General features: G+C 58.1%; 19 protein-coding genes. 11 read left to right on the top strand and 8 right to left on the bottom strand.

Annotated elements, in window-relative coordinates; all coding sequences use genetic code 11:
* Window positions 1–4 precede the first annotated feature (4 nt).
* The 6 genes from NQT62_RS03065 to bcsR are packed head-to-tail and all read left to right on the top strand — an operon-like array spanning window position 5 to window position 6,795.
* Window positions 5–1,399: a hypothetical protein gene (locus NQT62_RS03065; protein ID WP_256763097.1), complete on the top strand. Its 1,395-nt coding sequence runs from the start codon at window positions 5–7 to the stop codon at window positions 1,397–1,399.
* A complete protein-coding gene (locus NQT62_RS03070; protein ID WP_256763098.1) occupies window positions 1,396–1,608 on the top strand; it encodes a hypothetical protein in 213 nt (70 codons plus the stop codon). Before NQT62_RS03065 ends, NQT62_RS03070 begins: the two co-directional genes overlap by 4 nt.
* Window positions 1,605–2,342, top strand: a complete 738-nt coding sequence (gene bcsQ / locus NQT62_RS03075; RefSeq protein ID WP_256763099.1) for a cellulose biosynthesis protein BcsQ — start codon at window positions 1,605–1,607, stop codon at window positions 2,340–2,342. The genes NQT62_RS03070 and bcsQ overlap by 4 nt, the downstream gene beginning before the upstream one ends.
* Window positions 2,339–4,840 carry a UDP-forming cellulose synthase catalytic subunit gene (gene bcsA, locus NQT62_RS03080; RefSeq protein WP_256763100.1) on the top strand — a complete coding sequence of 834 codons (2,502 nt, stop codon included), beginning with the start codon at window positions 2,339–2,341 and terminating at the stop codon, window positions 4,838–4,840. The genes bcsQ and bcsA overlap by 4 nt, the downstream gene beginning before the upstream one ends.
* A complete protein-coding gene (bcsG, locus tag NQT62_RS03085) occupies window positions 4,841–6,574 on the top strand; it encodes a cellulose biosynthesis protein BcsG (protein ID WP_256763101.1) in 1,734 nt (577 codons plus the stop codon).
* Window positions 6,575–6,591: 17 nt separating this feature from the next.
* Window positions 6,592–6,795 (top strand): BcsR/BcsP family cellulose biosynthesis protein, encoded by a 204-nt coding sequence (gene bcsR / locus NQT62_RS03090; RefSeq protein WP_256763102.1) that lies wholly within the window; start codon window positions 6,592–6,594, stop codon window positions 6,793–6,795.
* A 22-nt stretch (window positions 6,796–6,817) separates the two neighbouring features.
* Here the strand turns inward: bcsR and NQT62_RS03095 are convergent, their stop codons facing one another.
* Both NQT62_RS03095 and NQT62_RS03100 read right to left on the bottom strand, forming a co-directional pair.
* Complete coding sequence (locus NQT62_RS03095) at window positions 6,818–8,248, bottom strand: WS/DGAT/MGAT family O-acyltransferase (RefSeq protein ID WP_256763103.1); 1,431 nt, start codon at window positions 8,246–8,248, stop codon at window positions 6,818–6,820.
* An 82-nt stretch (window positions 8,249–8,330) separates the two neighbouring features.
* The gene (locus NQT62_RS03100) at window positions 8,331–9,140 is read right to left on the bottom strand and encodes a crotonase/enoyl-CoA hydratase family protein (protein ID WP_256763104.1); all 810 of its coding nucleotides are present in this window, start codon (window positions 9,138–9,140) and stop codon (window positions 8,331–8,333) included.
* Between the two features lie 92 nt (window positions 9,141–9,232).
* On the opposite strand from NQT62_RS03100, the gene NQT62_RS03105 reads away from it, so the two are divergent.
* The 3 genes from NQT62_RS03105 to NQT62_RS03115 all read left to right on the top strand — a co-directional run bounded on the left by NQT62_RS03105 (window position 9,233) and on the right by NQT62_RS03115 (window position 11,326).
* Complete coding sequence (locus tag NQT62_RS03105) at window positions 9,233–9,847, top strand: thermonuclease family protein (protein ID WP_256763105.1); 615 nt, start codon at window positions 9,233–9,235, stop codon at window positions 9,845–9,847.
* A gap of 17 nt (window positions 9,848–9,864) precedes the next feature.
* Entirely contained in the window at window positions 9,865–10,296 is a 432-nt protein-coding gene (locus tag NQT62_RS03110) for an acyl-CoA thioesterase (protein ID WP_256763106.1), read from the top strand.
* A 118-nt stretch (window positions 10,297–10,414) separates the two neighbouring features.
* Window positions 10,415–11,326 (top strand): metal-dependent hydrolase, encoded by a 912-nt coding sequence (locus tag NQT62_RS03115; protein WP_370569133.1) that lies wholly within the window; start codon window positions 10,415–10,417, stop codon window positions 11,324–11,326.
* 34 nt (window positions 11,327–11,360) lie between these two features.
* Here the strand turns inward: NQT62_RS03115 and NQT62_RS03120 are convergent, their stop codons facing one another.
* The gene (locus tag NQT62_RS03120) at window positions 11,361–12,488 is read right to left on the bottom strand and encodes an AI-2E family transporter (RefSeq protein ID WP_256763108.1); all 1,128 of its coding nucleotides are present in this window, start codon (window positions 12,486–12,488) and stop codon (window positions 11,361–11,363) included.
* A 28-nt stretch (window positions 12,489–12,516) separates the two neighbouring features.
* On the bottom strand, window positions 12,517–13,401 hold the full coding sequence (locus NQT62_RS03125) for a DMT family transporter (protein WP_256763109.1): 885 nt from the start codon (window positions 13,399–13,401) through the stop codon (window positions 12,517–12,519).
* 56 nt (window positions 13,402–13,457) lie between these two features.
* Between NQT62_RS03125 and NQT62_RS03130 the strand changes: the two genes are divergently transcribed.
* A complete protein-coding gene (locus tag NQT62_RS03130) occupies window positions 13,458–14,696 on the top strand; it encodes an NADH:flavin oxidoreductase/NADH oxidase family protein (protein ID WP_256763110.1) in 1,239 nt (412 codons plus the stop codon).
* A 481-nt stretch (window positions 14,697–15,177) separates the two neighbouring features.
* On the opposite strand, the gene NQT62_RS03135 is transcribed toward NQT62_RS03130, so the two are convergent.
* Window positions 15,178–15,951 carry a class II aldolase/adducin family protein gene (locus NQT62_RS03135; protein WP_256763111.1) on the bottom strand — a complete coding sequence of 258 codons (774 nt, stop codon included), beginning with the start codon at window positions 15,949–15,951 and terminating at the stop codon, window positions 15,178–15,180.
* 153 nt (window positions 15,952–16,104) lie between these two features.
* Between NQT62_RS03135 and NQT62_RS03140 the strand changes: the two genes are divergently transcribed.
* Window positions 16,105–16,785 carry a fatty acid hydroxylase family protein gene (locus NQT62_RS03140; RefSeq protein WP_256763112.1) on the top strand — a complete coding sequence of 227 codons (681 nt, stop codon included), beginning with the start codon at window positions 16,105–16,107 and terminating at the stop codon, window positions 16,783–16,785.
* Between the two features lie 18 nt (window positions 16,786–16,803).
* Here NQT62_RS03140 and NQT62_RS03145 read toward each other — a convergent pair whose 3' ends face one another.
* The 3 genes from NQT62_RS03145 to NQT62_RS03155 form a co-directional block, all read right to left on the bottom strand.
* Window positions 16,804–17,328: a porin family protein gene (locus NQT62_RS03145; RefSeq protein ID WP_256763113.1), complete on the bottom strand. Its 525-nt coding sequence runs from the start codon at window positions 17,326–17,328 to the stop codon at window positions 16,804–16,806.
* A 97-nt stretch (window positions 17,329–17,425) separates the two neighbouring features.
* Window positions 17,426–18,310, bottom strand: coding sequence for a DMT family transporter (locus NQT62_RS03150; protein WP_256763114.1), 885 nt, complete (start codon window positions 18,308–18,310; stop codon window positions 17,426–17,428).
* Between the two features lie 16 nt (window positions 18,311–18,326).
* On the bottom strand, window positions 18,327–19,337 hold the full coding sequence (locus tag NQT62_RS03155; RefSeq protein ID WP_256763115.1) for an MDR family oxidoreductase: 1,011 nt from the start codon (window positions 19,335–19,337) through the stop codon (window positions 18,327–18,329).
* Window positions 19,338–19,353 lie beyond the last annotated feature (16 nt).

Consider the following 19,353-nt stretch of genomic DNA (forward strand, 5'->3'; position numbering starts at 1 on the left):
TGGCATGCTACAGGCAACACTTGCGGGCGTTTACGCCATTCGCTCCGCCAACGCACAAGGAACAGCCCAGGCCATGGTACAAAGCTGGCTGCGACAGGACGCACTGTGGACCGACATCCGTGGTTGCCTCTGGATGACGGCCAGCCCCCAAAGCCATGTTCGTCAATTTCTACAGCCCTACCTGCAGCGCCGCGCTGCCGCACCGAAGGGTCTGGATGTGGTGTCCGTGCGGCATTTGTGGTCACGCGGTGGCGGTGAGGATGGCGTTCAGCAACTTTGCCGCTCACTCCATGGCCTGGTGGTGTTAAAGCCGGGCTTGGTGATTCTGGAACACCCGTCTTTGTGGTTTGATCATGGCCAAGCCGCGCTGTCCGAACTGAACCCGTTGTTTCAGATGCGCCTGATGCAACGCTGGGCCCGGTATGCCAACTGTCGGGTGTTGTTGTGTATCGAAGGCGAAATTCCCCACTGGTGCGCATTTGCCGATGGCCTTGCTGAACTGGATGAACGCGGAGAGCCCGAGTTTCTGCCCTGGTGGCCAAGTGCCAGTGAAACCTTGAAATCGGCACTGTGGAACCCCAGCGAGCCTGCTGAGGATCTACCCAGCCTGCAGGTTCGTGAGCGAGATTGCGGCAGCCTTCAACAATTGGGGCATACAGTGCACAGCGCACGGTTCAACGCCCATCATGCCCTGCGGATTGTGGTTTACCTGAACAATCCGGAGACCCTGGCCGACGCGTCGGTATTGCTCAGGCTCGGTGCCGATGAAGTGCGTCTGGTACAGACCGTGTCGCCCAGCGAGGATGCTGCAGCCACACTGGTAACGCCTGCATTGGTGGACGATGCGCAGGGCCTGTTGTTCAGTCGAGATCTGCATGAGATTTTCATGCCGGGGCAGCTTTCTCTGCTGTCAAACCATGCATTTGCCAGACTGGGGCTCATGATGCTGGAAGTGGCCACCCATTGGGGCATGCAGTGCACGATCACGCGGTTGTCCTTGCAGGGGCATGTCACGGCACAAACCGCCATGAAGCTGGTCAATTTCGGCGACGCGGCCTGTATGTTCACCGCCACCCGGGAAGCGATTTACCTCATGAAGCTATGGTCCCACAAGCCCACAGACGGCAGTCTGGATGAATGGCTGGCACAGTGCTTCCGGGAGCGGATTCCCGTCATTGCCAGTGGCCATGTTCATGTGCAGGACAACGACAGCCAGGCCGATCTGCTGATGGATCTGGAGGGAGAACTGGAGCCGATTGCGCCGGAAGTCCTCATGACGGACCCGCTGCATGCACCAGCACAACTGGCAGAGGTTTGGTTTGACCCAGAGGCCATCGGCCATCAACGCCCCTGGGGACAACGATTGCAGGGATGGTCACAAAAACAGGTGAATGCATGATGAATTGGCTGATCTTGGGCGGTTTGGGCCTGCTGTTGGGTATCCTGCTGTCGGTTTGGCTCATCAACCGATTGTTGAAGGTGCCCACCACCCGCGTGTGGTTGTCGGATTGGGCCAATTGGAGCAACAACCAGATTCCGGACGGTTGCTACCAAATGGTTCGACACGGCAAGTGGGTAGCCCACGCCGATCACAGCGAGGATGCATGATCACCATTGCCCTCATTTCCAGTGTGGGTGGCGCAGGCCGAACCAGTTTGGCCACCGCACTTGCACACCACCTGAGCCAATTGGGTCGCCCAGTTCGGTTGGTGCAACTCGACCCGAAAAACAATTTGCCTTTTCAACTGGGTTTGAACACGGCGGCTGACCGTGGCGTGTTTCAAGCTGCACAGCAACAACTGTCCATGCTGGACATTCAGTTGCCGCTGAACGCACCGTTTCAGGCAGTGCCTTTCGGCAGTGCGGTGTTGTCGCAGCTCTGCGGATTTGAACATCAGTTGGTAGACAACCCACAGACCTTGACCACCACCCTGTTTCGGGACGCCCAAGCCGGCCTGATTCAACTGCTGGATCTACCAGCCTGGCCCAGCGCCTTGGCCAATGCAGCCCTTTCTTTCACCGACCTGAACCTGGTTTTGCTCACCCCGGATACCCATGCTGTGCTGGGCATTGACCCCTTGCTGCCCCAGTTGTTGCGCAGCCGCGGTGCCTCCTATTTTTTAATGAATCGCTTCGATTCCACCAAGGTGTTGCACCTGGACCTGTGGACACTGTGCAAAACCAAGCTGGGCCACCGCCTGTTGCCCTTTTATCTGCATGAAGACCAGGGCTTGCCGGAAAGCACGGCTGCCGGTGTCTCGCTGGGTGAATACGCCCCCAAATCGCAGTTGCTGGAGGACCACCAGAAACTGGCGAACTGGATTGATGCGGAGCTGTCATGAAGGCCGTGCACCACCCGCTAGAACGGCTCCTGGTTCAGATTGAACGTCTGCTGGACCTGCGGACCTATCCCAATCTGGGCGCGCCACAGCGTTTCAAACGCATATTTCTGTCCATGTGGCTTCGCCCAAACAGCCTGAATGCGTTGCCAGGTCATGTTGGCAGCACCAGAACACCCCAAGCCGACCAGTTAGTCAGGCGTGTGGTGAACGCGGCCATTCATGATTTGTTTTCACCGGGCATCCAGCTGTTCAACACCCTGCTTCGACAGCCGTACCGCTTTTTGCGCAACAAAACCGGGCGTGGGGTGGACTGGTTGGCCGAAAAAATTCAGATCGAGCGGCGAGTTGACAACATCAGCGCTGTTGTCCAAACCTCTGGGCCCATCCGCTGGTTGCTGGGCTTCAGCGCGCTGGTGTCCTTCCTGTTCACAGCGCAGGCTTCGCTGCCTTTGGCCGGGCAGTGGATGTTCATTCTGGTGTGTTACCTGTTGGCCATGGCATTCAAGCGTTTGCCAGAACGCTTCTCACACCTGTGCCTAATGGCACTGACCATTCTGGTGTTGGCGCGCTATGTGTTTTGGCGCTTTACCAGTTCGCTCGACCTCAACAGCGGCGTGGAGCTGTTTTTGGGGTACACACTGGTGGCGGCGGAAGCCTACACCTGGATCATCCTGATTTTTGGATTCATCCAGACAGCCTGGCCCTTGAAGCGCCGCCCCTTGCCATTGGACCTGAATTTTGCGGAATGGCCCACGGTGGACATTTACATTCCGACGTACAACGAACCACTGTCCGTGGTGCGTCCCACCGTGTACGCCGCCAAAGGCATCGACTGGCCAGTGGACAAAGTGACGGTCTACATTCTGGATGATGGCCACCGCCCCGCCTTTGAAGAATTTGCACGACAGGCTGGGGTGGAATACATTTCACGGCCCGATAATTCGCATGCCAAAGCAGGGAATATCAACTATGCACTGCGCCAAACCCACGGCCAGTACATCGCCATTTTCGACTGCGATCACATACCCACCCGCTCCTTCCTGCAGACCAGCATGGGCTGGTTTCGCCGCGATCCAAAGTGCGTGCTGGTGCAAACACCCCACCATTTTTTCTCAGCCGACCCCTTCGAACGCAATTTCAATTTCTTCCGGCAAATGCCCAATGAAGGCTCGTTGTTTTACGGCTTGATCCAAGACGGCAACGACTACTGGAATGCCTCGTTTTTTTGCGGCAGCTGCGCCGTGATTGAGCGCAAAGCCCTGTTGGAAGTGGGTGGCATTGCAGTGGAGACAGTTACCGAAGATGCGCACACAGCCCTCAAGCTGCACTCGCTGGGTTACCACAGCGTGTACCTCAACAACATTCAGGCGGCTGGCTTGGCCACCGAAACCCTGTCGGGGCACATTGGCCAGCGCATCCGCTGGGCGCGTGGCATGGCGCAAATCTTCAGGCTGGACAACCCGATGTTCAAGAAAGGGCTCAGCTTTTTCCAGCGCATCTGTTACTCCAATGCCATGCTGCATTTTTTCTATGGCATCCCGCGGCTGATCTTCCTCATCATGCCGCTGGCCTATTTGTTCTTTGAGTTTCACCTCATCAATTCCGCAGCAGTGACCATCCTCAGCTATGCGCTACCCCAGTTGATGATTGCCAGTTACACCAATTCAATTATTCAAGGCAAATACCGGCGCAGCTTTTGGTCGGAAGTGTATGAAACCGTGCTGTCGTATTACATTGTGCTGCCCACCACGTTGGCCTTCATCAACCCACGCTTGGGCAAATTCAACGTGACAGCCAAAGGCGGTCTCATCGACAAAAGCTACTTCGACGCCAACATTGCAAAACCCTATCTGGTGCTGCTGCTGCTCAACCTGATCGGATTTGCAGTCGGTTTGGTGCGACTGTTCTTTTTCAACACCCATGAAGTGGGTACCGTGCTGATGAACCTGTTGTGGTGCGGCTTCAACCTCGCCATTTTGGGTGCAGCAGTGGGCGTGGCCACCGAGTCCATCCAAAAGCATGTTCACCACCGGGTGCGCATGATCATGCCAGCCTTTTTGCGCTTGCCTGGCGGGTACACCTTAAGCTGCCACACCGAGGAGTATTCGGCGGCAGGCCTGACCCTGGCTGTGGGTGAAACCGGCAGCCTTCGGGCATTCAGCGATGTGCAAGTGGGCCTGCACCGTGGTGATCGCGAATTTCTATTTCCTGCCAAGCTGATTCCAGTCGACGACTCACGGGTGGAAGCCCAGTTCAGCAACTTGACCCCGGAACAAGAGGCCCAACTGATCCAGTGCACCTTTGGGCGGGCTGATGCATGGCTCAACTGGCAGGAAGACGAAACACGAGACCGCGCCTTGGGTGGGTTGAAAGATGTATTGAAGAAAGGGGGCATTGGGTATGTGCGCCTGTTTACCTGGCTCCATGAAATTGGTCGCATGGTCACCAACCGACTACTGGGCAACAAAGACCAGGCTGAACACTGGGAGCGACGTTAAATGCTGCCGTGGAACCTGTACTTTCTGATTAAACTGGGCCTGCACTTGGGCAGCGTGCTGCAGTTGGAGGGCTGGTTGAACCTGGCCCTGTTTGCAGCCTTGGTGCTCACCAACCCACTCAAACGGTTTGCTGGCCGATGGATGGGGTTGCTGCGGGACATCCTGTTTGCAGGCCCGGCCATTGCACTGCTGCTGCATGAATTGGGTTTGGTGGTGTCGTGGGCTTTGCTGGACCAAATCCGACAACTGTTTGGCTTCTCGGTGGGGTATCTGTGGGAACTGGTTCGGCGGTCGATTGCGCCGTGGATGTTGTGGGGCGCCTTGGGTGCCTATCTGGCTGTGCGTGTGCTGGATCGATACATCCGCACCAGCACCTGGGTATTTTGTGGATTGATCGCCATCAGTGCCCACCAGGTGCTGTGGCTGGGGAACGACGGCGACGATGGCACGGACGGCTCACAGACCGTGAAAGCTGGCAGCTGGCTGGCCCGTGAAAACCTGTCACCCGCTGAACTACTGGCTTTGGGCCAATTGGATTACCAGCGCCTGAAAGTAGCCCGACATGAAGAACGCATTGCAAAAATGCGGGACAGCACGAACAACGCCGATGGGCCTGACGCGATCCTGAATGGTTTTTTTGAACGGCAAAAAGCCCTGTTGCCTGGGGCACTGAGTGCAACACCGGTACCGCCCGACTTCGATTTGGTGTTCCTGCAAATCTGCTCACTCTCCTGGGCCGACATGCAAGTGGCCCGCCAAACCCAGCATCCGGCCTTGCGAAATGCGGACTTCATTTTCGAGAACTTCAACTCGGCCACCAGCTATTCAGGACCGGCAGCCATTCGCCTGCTGCGGGGCCGCTGTGGGCAGCCCCGTCACGATGCGCTGTATCAACCAACCGAGGACAGTTGCTACCTCTTTGGTCAGCTTCGCAACGCCGGTTTCTCCATTGAAGTGGGCTTTAACCACAACGCCCTGTTTGAGAATTTCAGCAAGGTGGTGTTGAACAACCTGGGTAGCCAGGCCGACCAGCCCGTGCCTTACAACAGTGTGCCCACCGGCGTGGTGGCGTTTGACGGCAGCAGCGTGGGGCGGGATGTCGACTACCTGCGAACGTGGTGGATGAAACGGCAGGAAAGCGGGAAACCCGCCGTTGCGCTGTATTACAACACCATCACGCTGCACGATGGCAACCGCATCCCTGGCAACGACCAAAACAGCCTGGCCACCTATCCACTTCGGCTGGAGCGTTTGTTGAACGACATACAAAGCATGGTGGGCGACATTCGCAAAAGTGGCCGAAAAGCCTTGGTGATGGTGGTGCCAGAACACGGTGCCGGTTTATCCGGCGAATACGGTCAACTGGTGGGGCTGCGTGAACTGCCCACACCGGCCATTACCAAAGTGCCTGTGTTTGGCTATTGGGTTGCCCCCAAGACAGGCGGCGACATTCCCCAAAAAACAGCCGACCCCACGGCCCCCCGGGGCCCCGCACTGGTGCGCCAGCCATCCAGTTACACCGCGCTCAGCGAGTTGCTCAACCGCTGGGTCAACGCCACGCCGGAGCAACGGCAAAACCCGAACTGGGGTTTGTTAACCGCGGATTTGCCCACAACCCGCCTGGTGTCCCAACAAGGCAACATCACGGTGATGGAAAGCAAAGACAGCTATTGGCTGAAAGCACCGGGCGTTGAATGGCGCACACTGGGCCCGGTCAACAGGCTCACACCGTGAGCCCGAGGAAAATCACCATGGCGGAATTTGACCCCGATTCACCCCCAGCGCTGTTCATGCCCCCAGTGGACATGGCCCATGACATTTACGCCTTGTCGGCCCAATTGGAAGGCTTTGACCACAACCTGTACCAGGACATTCAGCAGGATCAAGCCGTGTACGATTCCTTTCAGCGTTGGCCCTACCTGTTCACGCTGGCGCTGGCCAACCGGGACGAATAAAGCCCCGGTGGCCCCGGCTTGATCAAGCCGCTTGTTGGCGCCCCACCGGTTGTGGCACCCTGCTGGGAATGCCGGCAGCCACCTCCAACTCCACCAACCCCTGTTCCAGAAAGTGCAGCAACCGCTGCATCGAGGGCATGGTGCGCCGGCAGGCAATCAAACCGAACTCCAGCTTGCCGTTGTAGCTGTTGAGCGTGATGTTCAGCGCATGGCCGTCCAGCACAATCGACACCGGGTAAACGCCATCCACCTCGGCGCCGTTGTAATACAGGGTGTGCTTGGGGCCCGGTACATTCGAAATCACGATGTTGAACGCCTGCAATTTGGGCGCAATCCCGGTCAGCAGGTTCACACCGCTGATGCCCATCATGGTGGCCACATAATTCATGATTTCGGTTTGCGTCATGTTGGCAAACCGCTCCTTGGAGTGGTTCACCGAGCGTGCAATTTTTTCAATGCGCTCCACCGGGTCTTCGGTGTCCGTCCCCAGGTTGGCCAACAGCAGGGCAACGTGGTTACCGGTGGCGGAATCGTCCTTGCGCAGCGACACCGGCACCATGGCCACCAATGGGCGGGCCGGCAGGGCATTCAGTTCGCTGAGGTAAGCGCGCAACGCCGAGCCACACATGGCCAGCACCACATCATTCAAGGTCATGCTCAGGCCTTCCGCACAGGCCTTGATGCGTTCCATCGACCAACTTTGCGCGGCAAAGCGGCGCGACGCCGTGATTCGCCGGTTCAGTACACTGCGCGGGGCCTGAATCACCGAGACGAAATCGGGATCGGCCACACTGGTTTGCCACAGCGAACGGCCCACTTCCTTCAGCACTTTGGGCAAGCTGCCCAATTGCGAGGTGGCACCTTGCAGGGCTTGCCGCGCAGCCGTCAGCAGATTTTCAGTCGAAGCGGATCGGTTGCCCTGCGTTCCATGAGGTCTCAAATTGCCATTGGCCCAAAATGGCGGCAAATCCATGATTTCCGCATTCTCTGCCATAGAGCGTTGCAGCATCTTCATGCAGGCCACCCCATCCACCAGGGCATGGTGCACCTTCATGTAAAACGCCACGCGGCCATCTTCCAGACCATCAATCACGTAGGCCTCCCACAGAGGTTTGGCCCGGTCCATCATGTTGGCATGCAGCTTAGACACCAATTCCAGCAACTCGCGAATGCGGCCTGGTTTGGGCAGCGACATGTGAATGAAGTGCGCCTCCAGGTCGAAGTCTTCGTCCTCGGTCCAGAACCACATGCCCAGCCGGCTCACCAAACGCTGGTTGAACGGCGCCACCGGCTGGGTGTGCTCACGCATGCCAGCCACCACCCGCGCCACATAGTCCGATGCTTTTTCGGTCTTGGGGGGTTTGAGCAAAATCAGTCCACCCACATGCATGGGTTGGTTGCGGCGTTCCAGCCACAAAAAGAGCTGGTCGTTGGGGGTGAGGGCTTTCATCATGTCTCCGCGCAAATCGTTGTTGTTGTCGGTTTAATGGGGTACTTCACCGGGGGGCGGTTTGGATGCAAGCACCCCACCAGCCTCAACGAATTTGGCGCTGCGCAAACGGCATGGCGGCAGCCTCGCGCTTGCTGTGTTTGGCCACCGAAATGCGCTGGTTTTTGAATCCCAGCAATCGGCGTTGCCAACGGCGCTCTTGCGTCAGGTTAGCCGCTTGGTCGATGCCCCAAATGCGCTGCAGCATGAACTTGCTCGCCGCCACCGAATCGGGTGAGCGGCTCAAAATTTCTGCAATCAGTGCGTCTGCTCGGGCTTGGGGATCCGCCTCCACATGGGTGACCAAGCCCAGTTTTTTTGCATCATCGCCGTTGAGCATTCGCCCGGTCATGGTCAATTCCTTGGCCACATCCAGGGGCAGCAACTCCCGCAGCAGAGCACCACCGCCCATGTCGGGCACCAAACCCCACTTGGCTTCCAGAATCGACAACACCGCATCGGGCTGGCACACCCGAATGTCAGCCCCCAAGGCCAGTTGCAAACCGGCTCCAAAACAGTTGCCGTGGATGACTGCAATCACCGGCACACCGAGGTCGCGCCAACCCGTGCTCCAGCTTTGGAAAATGTTGCGGGTGGGAAGCCACAGGTTGGCGTACATCACCGCCGCTGTTTTGGGGTCGGAAATCACCGACTTCACATCCAGGCCCGCGCAAAACGACGGGCCTTCGCCCTTCAGCACAATGGCCCGCAAGGTTTTCACGGCGGCCAAATCCTTCTGTGCCTTGCGCATGGCCTTGAGCATGGGCCAGTCCACGCCATTGTGTTTCTCGGGCCGGTTGAGCAGCACCGTTGCCACGGTGCGTTCGGCGTTAAAATTGATCAGAATTCGGTCCATGCGGCTGTTGGCTCCTCGGTTTTGTCGTAGGCTTGCTGCCCTTTGTTGTTGAGCACAGTTTAACCCTGGCCTTGCCCGCCTTCCAGCCTCTCATGAAGTCACCCCTGAAACAATTTGCCACCCCAGCCAATGCAGCCAAACTGATCGCCATCGTCCTGGCCTTGGCGGGCTATTCCATCAGCCCCATCGGCCCGCTGTCGGGTGCACAGGCTCAACGAGAGCAAGCCGACAAAGGCACGGTGTATGAGGGCCGGGTGGTGCGTGTGGCTGACGGCGACACGCTGAGCGTGGTGGACACCCATGGCGCCCAGCACAAAATCCGACTGTTCGCGGTTGATGCTCCGGAGTTGAAACAGGCCCATGGCATTCAGTCTCAGGGCTGGCTTGCCGATCAGGTATTAAACGAGACTGTCAAGGTGAAGGTGATGGACCGCGACCGCTATGGCCGCGAGGTGGGAACACTATTCAAGGTCACGGAGCCCTGTGATAATCCACTGTGCCCTGGCGACATCGACCTCAACCTGCAACTGGTTCAAGAAGGCCATGCCTGGTGGTACCGCGATTACGCCAAACACCAAACCCGGGAGGACCGGCAGCGGTACAATCGCGCAGAAGACGACGCCCGAGAACAACACCTGGGCCTTTGGGCAAGGCCCAACCCCCAGGAGCCCTGGACTTGGCGCGCTGAACACCGCCGAACCGATTGACGACCAACCCATTGACCATGACCACCCCACGCCACACCGATGCCCACGGACGCCCCTTGCTGTACACCAGCCAAATACAACTGCGCTGGGGCGATGTGGACCAACTGGGCCACATCAACAACACGGTGTACTTCCGGTGTTATGAGCAAGCCCGGGTGGAGTGGATCGACCTGTATCCGCAAGCCTTGGACGGCAACCCCGCCTATGTGGTCATCGTGCACACCGAGTGCAGCTTCCTGAAAGAGCTTAAAGCACCGGGCACGGCCGAAGTCCGCATTTTTGCAGGCGACTTGGGGCGCAGCAGCCTGCTTCAACACTACGAACTGCGCCGCACGGACGACCCCGCCACGGTATACGCCACCGGCAGCGCCAAAATGGTGTGGGTCAGCCCCGAAACGGGCCGCTCAACCCCGGTGCCCGAGCGCTTCCGCCAACTCATTACAACTTAGAACGCATCTTCAGTTTTGTGTATTGTCACCTGCCGCTTTTATTGTTACATTGAAAACTGTCACCTTTAACCGTGGCAAACAACAAAAGAACATGTGTAGGAGTCAAACCATGAAGAACATCATCCCTGTACGCCGCGACGTGAAGGTCAACCTGCCGGAAGACAAAGTGACCGACTGGCACGAGAAAGGTCGCCACGTGACCCATTTCATGAATGCCCTGTCGATCTTTTTCCCAGCCGGTGAACGCATGTTCATGGACGCCGTGCGCGCCTACCGCGACGACATCACCGACCCCGAACTGAAAAAAGCCGTGGTGGCCTTCATCGGCCAGGAAGCCATGCACAGCCGCGAACATGTGGAATACAACGAAATTCTGGACCGTGCCGGCTTGCCAGCCTCCAAGCTCGACAGCTTCCTGTGGAGCTTCCTGGCCTTCATCAAAAAACGCCTGGGCCGCAAACTGACATTGGCTGGCACCATTGCCCTGGAGCACTACACCGCGCTGATGGCAGACCAGTTGCTGCGCAACCCCGAAGTATTGGGTACGAAGTCTGAACAGGCTTACAAAGACATGTGGACCTGGCATGCCCTGGAAGAGACTGAACACAAGGCCGTGGCCTATGACGTGTGGAACCATGTGATTCCCAACACCGTGTTCAACCGCTTCCTGCGCCGCTTTGCCATGGTGCTGGCCACCGCCATCTTCTGGCCCTTGGTGGGCTACTTCCACACTCGCCTCGTGTTTGCCGACAAGGCCACCAAAGGCACTCACCTGAAAGGTTTCTGGACGGTAACCACCATGCTGTGGGGCAAACGGATTGGCGTGTTGCGCAACCCGGTGACCAGTGGTGAGTTCACTGACTACTTCAAGGCAGACTTCCACCCCTGGATGCACGACAACAGCCAGTTCCTGGAGCGCATCGACGGCTTCGTGAAACAGGTGGAAGGCTCAGGCCGTGCGCCCAATGAAGAACTGCAACAGGCCATTCGCAGCCGGATGAACAGCCAGTTGAAGGCCAGCGCAGCCTAATCGTCGAGCAGGCAGGCGCAACAGGGGCGAAGGTTCATCGTCCCTGTTCGTCTTTGTTCAAACCCTGCTGGTAATAGGCACTGGCTTGATAGGCCGCCAGTGTGTGCTGATAAACCACCTTGGCAATGGCCGCCAATGGCAGGGCCAAAAATACCCCCACCAAGCCAAACAGCGCGCCGAAAAACGCCAAGGCGAAAATGACCGCCAAGGCCGACAGCCCGATTTTATCGCCCACCACCATGGGTGTGAGCACAAAACCTTCAATCAGCTGGCCTGACACAAACACCAGCAGCACCCAGGCGATTGGCCACACCCCCTGCAACTCCAGCGCGGACGTCAACACCGCCACCACCATGGCCACGGTTAAACCCAGGTAAGGCACGATCGACAACAGGCCCGCCAAGATGCCAATCGCCCAACCGCTTTTCAAACCCGCCAGGCTCAAACCCACCGAGTAATACACGCTCAGGAAGGCAATCACAATCACCACACCCTTCACGTATTCACCCAACACCTCATCCATTTCCCGCAGCAGCGGCGAGAACCGTTTCCACACATGGGGCGGAAAAAATTGCTTGGCATTGCTCGACATTTGCAACCAGCCCGGCAAGATAAAGAGGGTGGAAATCACCGTCAACGACACAAAGCCGGTAATACCCAACACCGAGGCAGAGCCTGAACGCACCAGCGCCGTACTCAATTCCGCCAGCGAATCCCGGTTTTCTTTCATCAGCAAGGCCACTTTGGCGCGGAAGGTTTCGGAATCCATGGCCCAATTCCATCCAAAGGTTTGCTGCAACCAAGGCAACACGGTTTGCTTGATGTTCAACAGCAACTGCGGCAGGTTGTTTTCAATCAATTCCAGCTGCGTGTTCACCACCGGGATGAAGAGCAAACCAAAGCTGAGCAACACCACCACCAACAGCACAAAAGTGAGCACCGCACACAACGACAACGGCAACCGCCCACGCAGTTTTTTGTAAACCCACCGGCTGGGGTTGGCCATAAGGTAAGCCAGAAAGAAGGCCGCCACAAAAGGCGCCAGCACACTCCACAAGGCAACCAACCCAGCCAGCACCAAGGCAAGGGTCAGCAACAGGCCCCAGTGGCGCTGGTAAAACTGCCGCACCAAGTCAGACAGGGCAATCTTGGGGTTTGTCATGCACGCGGCTCCATCATCGGAAAGTTATTCAGGCCCTGGCCCGCAGCACCAGGCCGATTCCGGCCAGGGTCAACACCATGGCCACCCACACATGGGCTTCAAAAGGCTCGTTCAACAACACAATGCCCGCCACGGCAGCCAACACGGGCACCGAGAGCTGCACGCTGGCCGCTGAGCTGGTGGGCAAACGGGGCAATACCTTGTACCACACCGCATAGCCTACACCGCTGGCCAGGCAACCCGATGCCAGCGCCAGCACCAGTCCGCCCCAGGTGGGCGGCAGACCACTGGAAACGGATCCTGCATCATGCAAGGCCCACAACAGCGCCACCAACAAGGCCGACCGCCAAAAATTTCCACCCGTGTCGGCCAAGGGGAAACGCGAGCCCCGGCCGACGATGGAATACACTCCCCAGCACAGGCCAGCGCCTGCCATGGACAGCACAGCCCACACCGAGTCGGGGTGCTGGGCCTTGGGTGCCAGCAACACCACCAAACCGACCGCAGCCAAGCCAGCCCCCACCGCGCGCCAACCCCGAAGGCGGTCACCGTAGAACGCCGCATACACCAACATGCAAAACTGCACCGCGGCAAACTGAATCAACGCGCCAGTGGCCGTGTTCAATTGAACATAGGCCAGAGAAAACAGAACGGCATACGCAAACAGCGACACTGCACCAGCCCAGGAGCCTGCCCGCCACACCGTTGGCGCAGCCGGTGAACCACCAGGCACGCCCCACAGACCCAGCAACACCACCAGCGTGACGGCACCACTAATCAAGCGGACGGCGGTAAACGTGAACGGATCAATCTGACCCATGCCCAAGGCAGCGCGGCACAACAAGGAATTGGAGGCAAAGGCCAGCAGAACAAACAGCAGCCAGATTAGTGTGGATACTTCAATTTTTTTCATGCCCACAAGTTACCATCCTTTCACACAATTCCAACATCGAGACTGAAGGATTTCCCATGCAGATTCAATTGCGCGACCCCCTGGTGTTGCCCTGTGGTTCAACCCTGCCCAACCGCCTGGTGAAGGCTGCCATGAGCGAAGCCCTGGGCACCACCGACAACCGGGTGACCGAGAAACTGGTGCGCGTGTATGAACGCTGGTCTGCTGGTGGCATTGGCATGAACATCACCGGCAACGTGATGATTGACCGCCGCGCGCGCGCTGAACCGGGTAACGTCGTGATTGAAGACGACCGCGACATGCCCCTATTGAAAGCCTGGGCCAAAGCCGGCCAGTCCCACGGCGGGAAAATCTGGGTGCAAATCAACCACCCGGGCAAGCAGTGCCCCAAGGGCATGAACAAAGAGACCGTGTCTCCATCTGCGGTGCCCTTTCGCAAAGACCTGCAAATGATGTTTGCCACCCCGCGGGCGCTGGAAGAGTCTGAAATCCTGGACTTGATTCAACGCTGGGGCCGCACCGCCCGCATTTGCAAGGAGGCGGGTTTTGACGGCGTGCAAATTCACGGCGCTCACGGCTACCTCATCAGCCAGTTTTTGAGCCCGCTCACCAACCAGCGCACCGATGCCTGGGGTGGCAGTTCTGAAAACCGCCGCCGTTTTGTTTTGGCCGTGTATGACGAAGTTCGCAAACAAGTGGGCCCCGACTTCCCCGTGGGCATCAAGTTAAACTCTGCCGACTTTCAGCGCGGTGGCTTTAGCGAAAAAGAATCGCTGGCGGTGATCGAAGAACTGACCGAACGCGGCATCGACCTGGTGGAAGTATCTGGTGGCACCTATGAGGCGCCTGTAATGACCGGTGCCACGCAACCCAAAAAAGACAGCACGGTACAACGCGAAGCCTATTTCATCGACTTCACCGAAAAAGTGCGGGCGCGCTGCAGAGTGCCGCTCATGCTGACCGGTGGATTCCGCACAGTGGGCGGCATGAAGCAAGCCCTGAACACCGGTGCAGTGGATGTGATTGGCTTAGCCCGGTCCATCGCCATTGAACCCGAACTGCCCAACCGCTTGCTGGCCGATCAAGAGGCGCAATACCCAGTCAAGCCGCTGATTACCGGGGTGAAAGCCGTGGACAATTCTGGCCTGCTGGAAATTCAATGGTACACCCGCCAGATTCACCGCATGGGCAAAGGCAAAAACCCCGTACCCAACGAGCATCCACTGAAGGTGCTGTTTTTCTACTTGATTGAGAGCAGCTGGGGATTGTTCAAATCCCGTCGCTTACGGGCTTGATGTGGTTGACCGGGCTCACAGCGTGAGCCTGGTTTTAATCATTTCTCCCTAGCAACGCAGTTAGTCATTGCCTGCTTGAGGCTGCCGGCAACACCGGTCGGCCGATTTTCTATTGCCCCTCGCAACACCGGCAGCCCGGTCCGAACGCCCCCCGAAGAGTAAAGGTTGCCCCGCGCCTTCGAACGGTCCCGAGAACTCGCCACTGCGTGGCTCAAACATCTCGGTCCGTGTGTTCGAATGCTGTGCGGTTCAAACCGATCGGGTGGCTGACTGTTCGGTGCCGGACATGCCGGTATTGCTAGGTGCGCGGCCTGCGCGGTTCACCTCTCCGGCAGCGACATTCAGGGCCATTGGCCCGAGCGTGCTGAACAGGCGCAGTGGGCTCAGCGAGGGAAACACCAATGGACCGTCGCAAAGGGGTGTGGCCGCGCAGTTTCGCGAGAAGACGCATCAAAAAGATCTGTGAGGCTAAACAACGACTTCAATCCTTGTAATCTGCCGCCACCCGATCCAGTTTCCGCAGCAACGCAGGCCATGCAATATTGCCGCCGGCCTGCAGGGTTACTTTGTCGGCTGCCGCCTGAATACCCGCCACAATCCGTGGGTCCACCTGAATCAATGCACCGCCACTGCTTTGTGCTTTCACCTGGATTTCACAGGACCGCTGCAGGAAAAACATGCGCAAAAATGCATCGGCCACCGTGTGTGCGCAAGTCAGTAAACCGTGGTTGCGCAAGATCATGCTGCAGGTCTTGCCCAAATCTGCCACCAATCGGACCTTTTCTTCCGGGTTCAAGGCCACACCTTCGTAGTCGTGGTAACTCAGGCCTGACATGGGAAACAGCGAGTGTTGGGAAATCGGCAGCAAGCCATCCTTTTGCGTGGACACCGCCACGCCATCCACCGTGTGGAGGTGGATCACGCAATTGGCATCTTCACGGGCCTCGTGAATGGCGCTGTGGATGGTGAAACCGGCTGGGTTGATCTCATAGGGGCTGTCCATCACCTTCTGGCCCTGCAGGTCCACCTTCACCAGGCTACTGGCAGTGATTTCTTCAAACAACAAACCATATGGATTGATCAGGAAATGGTGCTCGGGCCCAGGCACCCGCGCTGAGATGTGCGTGAACACCAGGTCATCCCAACCATACATCGCCACCAAGCGATAGCAGGCCGCCAGATCTACCCGCATGCGCCATTCATCGGCGCTCACACGCTCACGAAGTGAAGCAGAATTGGGCATTGGTGCGTTCATGGTGTCTCCTGATTCATGGGTTTGATGTCAGTGTACCAGCCCTCCACAAACCCAAAAACCGGTCAGGTGACACACCAAACTTTTCGGATTGATTCTGTGACCAATTCAGCGCAATCTTGGCATCACAGGTTTCATCCACACGAGGTCCACCGCATGCATGCCAAGGTCAAGCAATTTCCCAGCGACCGTGCAGTCGACAATGCGCGACAACAGTTCAGAAACGATCAGATTTCCCCCACCTATCGAGGTGAATGGCACCTGGCCTTTACCTGCACACTGGCCCTGGCGGTGATCATCGGCAGCAGCATGGCATTGCATGCTGTGCAGGCACTGGAATGGCTCGCTGTACCGGTCACCTGGTTGTACGCAAATTTCGCAGAATGGGCTGGCCATCGCTTTGTCATGCACCGCCCGGTCAAGGGCTTGGGGCTGGTTTACCGGCGTCATGCCTTGCAGCACCACCGGTTTTTCACCCACGACCACATGGAAATCGACGATGCGCGCGACTTCAAGGCGGTGCTGTTCCCGCCGGTGCTGGTGAGCTTTTTCGTGTGTGCGTTTTTTGCACCCATTTTCGCAGTGCTCGCCTGGTCCATCAGCTTGAATGTGGCGCTGCTGTTTTTGCTCACTGGCATGGTGTATTTCGTGAACTATGAATTGTTCCACCTGGCCTACCACTTGAAAGAAGACCACTGGGTGCACCGCTTGCCCGGGTTTCACCGACTGGCCCAGTTGCACACCACCCACCACGACCCGCGGTTGATGGCGCACAAAAACTTCAACATCAGCTACCCGTTTACGGACTGGCTGATGCGAACCTGGGACAGACGGTGAAAATTGACCGCGAGAGAATCAGAACGCGTAGGTGGCGGTGAGTGCAAAACCATCGGCCTGGCTGTTGCCGCGGTCATACAGCGCCTCATAGCCAGCACGTACACTGTAGGGTCCGGTTGAATACATCACGCCGGCACCGTAATTCAGCGATCCCTTGTCATCTTTGAAACCCACGCCATTGGCGCGCCCCTTGAATGAGGCATAGCCGTAACCCAGGGTGCCGTACAGTGACCAGTTGTGGGCGCTCAGCGGTAGCGTACCCAGCACATTGGCACCCATGTAAGAGTCGACTTCCAGGCTTGAAGCACCGAAGGTGTCGTCATTCACGCCAGCACCAATGCGGCCTTCAACAGCCAGGTTCGGGTTGATCTTGTAACCGAGAATGGCCGACAACAGGTCCACATTGGCTTTAAAGCCGGGGGCAGACTCGGAGGTGAGGTCGAGGTTGTTGTAGCCAACGCCGGCGTAAATGCCGTCGGCCATGGACGGTGTGCTGAAAGCCATGGTCGCCAGCGCAGCCGTGCACAGTGCAATCTTCTTCATGCGTGCTCCTTGAAGTGGATGATTGGAGCACTGACAACGTGATACACCGGGATCGGTTTACAAGTCAGGGGATTTCCACACCGTGACCAGCAACCGATCAGGTGTGGCCGGCCGAGTCATCCAGCGCACTGAAACCAGCCGCCAGCAAAATGAGAGCACCGCCAGCAGCCACTTGCAGGGTCAGGCTTTCGCCTGCAAAAAGAATGGCGCTGGCCGTGGCAAACACCACTTCCGACAACATCACCACGGCCGACACATTGGCGGGCAGTCGGGAGGCACCATACTGCAAACCATGGTTGGCCAACAGCAGGGAAGCCGCAAAGCCCAGCAACACCCACAGCCCGCTGACACCGGGCCACTGCGGGGCAGGAATGGCTGCCACAGACCCGCTGGGCAACAGGCCCAGGCCCATGGCCACTGCGGCTGGCACCAAAACACCACCGACAAACATGCCCAGCAAACGGGCCTGTGCACTGGCGGCCTGCTGATGGCGCAACAGAGTATTGTTCAGCGCAAAGGCAGCACCCCCCATCAAACCCAACCATTCGCCCAATGTGCTTGGCCAGGGAAAACCAATTTGCCCAGGTGGACTGAGCACCAGGGCAGCACCGGCCAAGGCCATGCCAATTCGCAACACCACGCGCAGGGTTAACGGTTCATCCAACACGAAACGGGCTAGCAGAGCGGCCCACACCGGCATGAGGTAAAACAGCAGCACCACCCGGATAACCTCGGCAATGGTGACGCCCCAATTAAAGCCCACCATGGTGGTACCCGCCGCCACACCCAACAACCACAGGGCCGGGTTGCCTGCATATTCTTTCAACACAGTCGGTGACACCATCGCGATGGCAACGGTTCCCAACAGATACGTGGCAGCCGATGCCCACAGTGCATGCAAACCCAAGTCTTGCAGGGTGCGCAAGGGCCACCAGGAGCAACCCCACACCAACGCATTCAATACCAAGGCCAAGTACGGCATGGCACTGCGCCGGTGTTCAACCACAGTTCACCACCACGCGCCCCTGCAACTGGTTGGCCAGCACCTGGCGGGCACTGTCCATGGCATGGTGCAAGCTCACTTCCCGAATCATGAAGTCCAGGTCATGTTCACCCAAGGCCTCGGCCAGCAAACTCCAGGCGCGGTCACGTTCAGCATGGGTCCGGTATACACAATTGATGCCACGCAGCGTTATTCCACGCAGAATGAACGGGGCCACCGTTGCATTGAAGTCCATGCCTTGGGCCAAACCACAAGCAGCCACCACGCCCCCATACCGGGTTTGCGCGCAGGCATTCACCAAGGTGTGGCTGCCCACGCTGTCCACCACAGCGGCAAATTGCTCTTTCTGCAGGGGTTTGCCCGGGCGGGACATGGACTCCCGATGAATCAAATGGGTGGAATTCAGGCCCAGGCGGGCAAAGTGTGCCGCCGCAGAGTCGGAGACCGGCGCACCGGTGGCATCAATAGACCCCGTCAGCCCCACCACCTCATAGCCCAGGTGATTCAGCAACAGCGTGGCCACGGTGCCCACACCGCCACTGACGCCGGTCACCAGCACCGGCCCATCGCCAGGTTTCACCGGATGGTCCTGCAACGCCATGACGCACAAAGCGGCGGTGTAACCCGCCGTGCCCAGCGCGGCCGCCCAGCGGGCACTGCGCCCCTCGGGGATGGGGGATATCCAGGCGGCTGGCACGGCCAACCGCTCGGCCAAACCACCCCAGTGGGTCTCCCCAAGCCCCCAGTCGTTGACCTGGCAAATGGTGCCCACGGGCCATTGCGGCGTGGTTGATTCCACGACACGGCCCACCGCGTCAATGCCATGCACCATGGGGTAGGTGCGGGCAATCGGCGCTGTGTGGGTCAAGGCCAAGGCATCTTTGTAGTTCAGGCAGCTGTACAACACCTCCAGCACCACCTCCTGGCCGGCCAGCATTGCATCATCCAACGCCAACAATTCTGCTTCGGTTTGTTCTTTGTTGTGAGATATCCAACCTCGGGTCATGCCGTTTGTCTCCTTG

Source organism: Limnobacter humi, from assembly GCF_024518835.1.
GTDB lineage: Bacteria > Pseudomonadota > Gammaproteobacteria > Burkholderiales > Burkholderiaceae_B > Limnobacter > Limnobacter humi.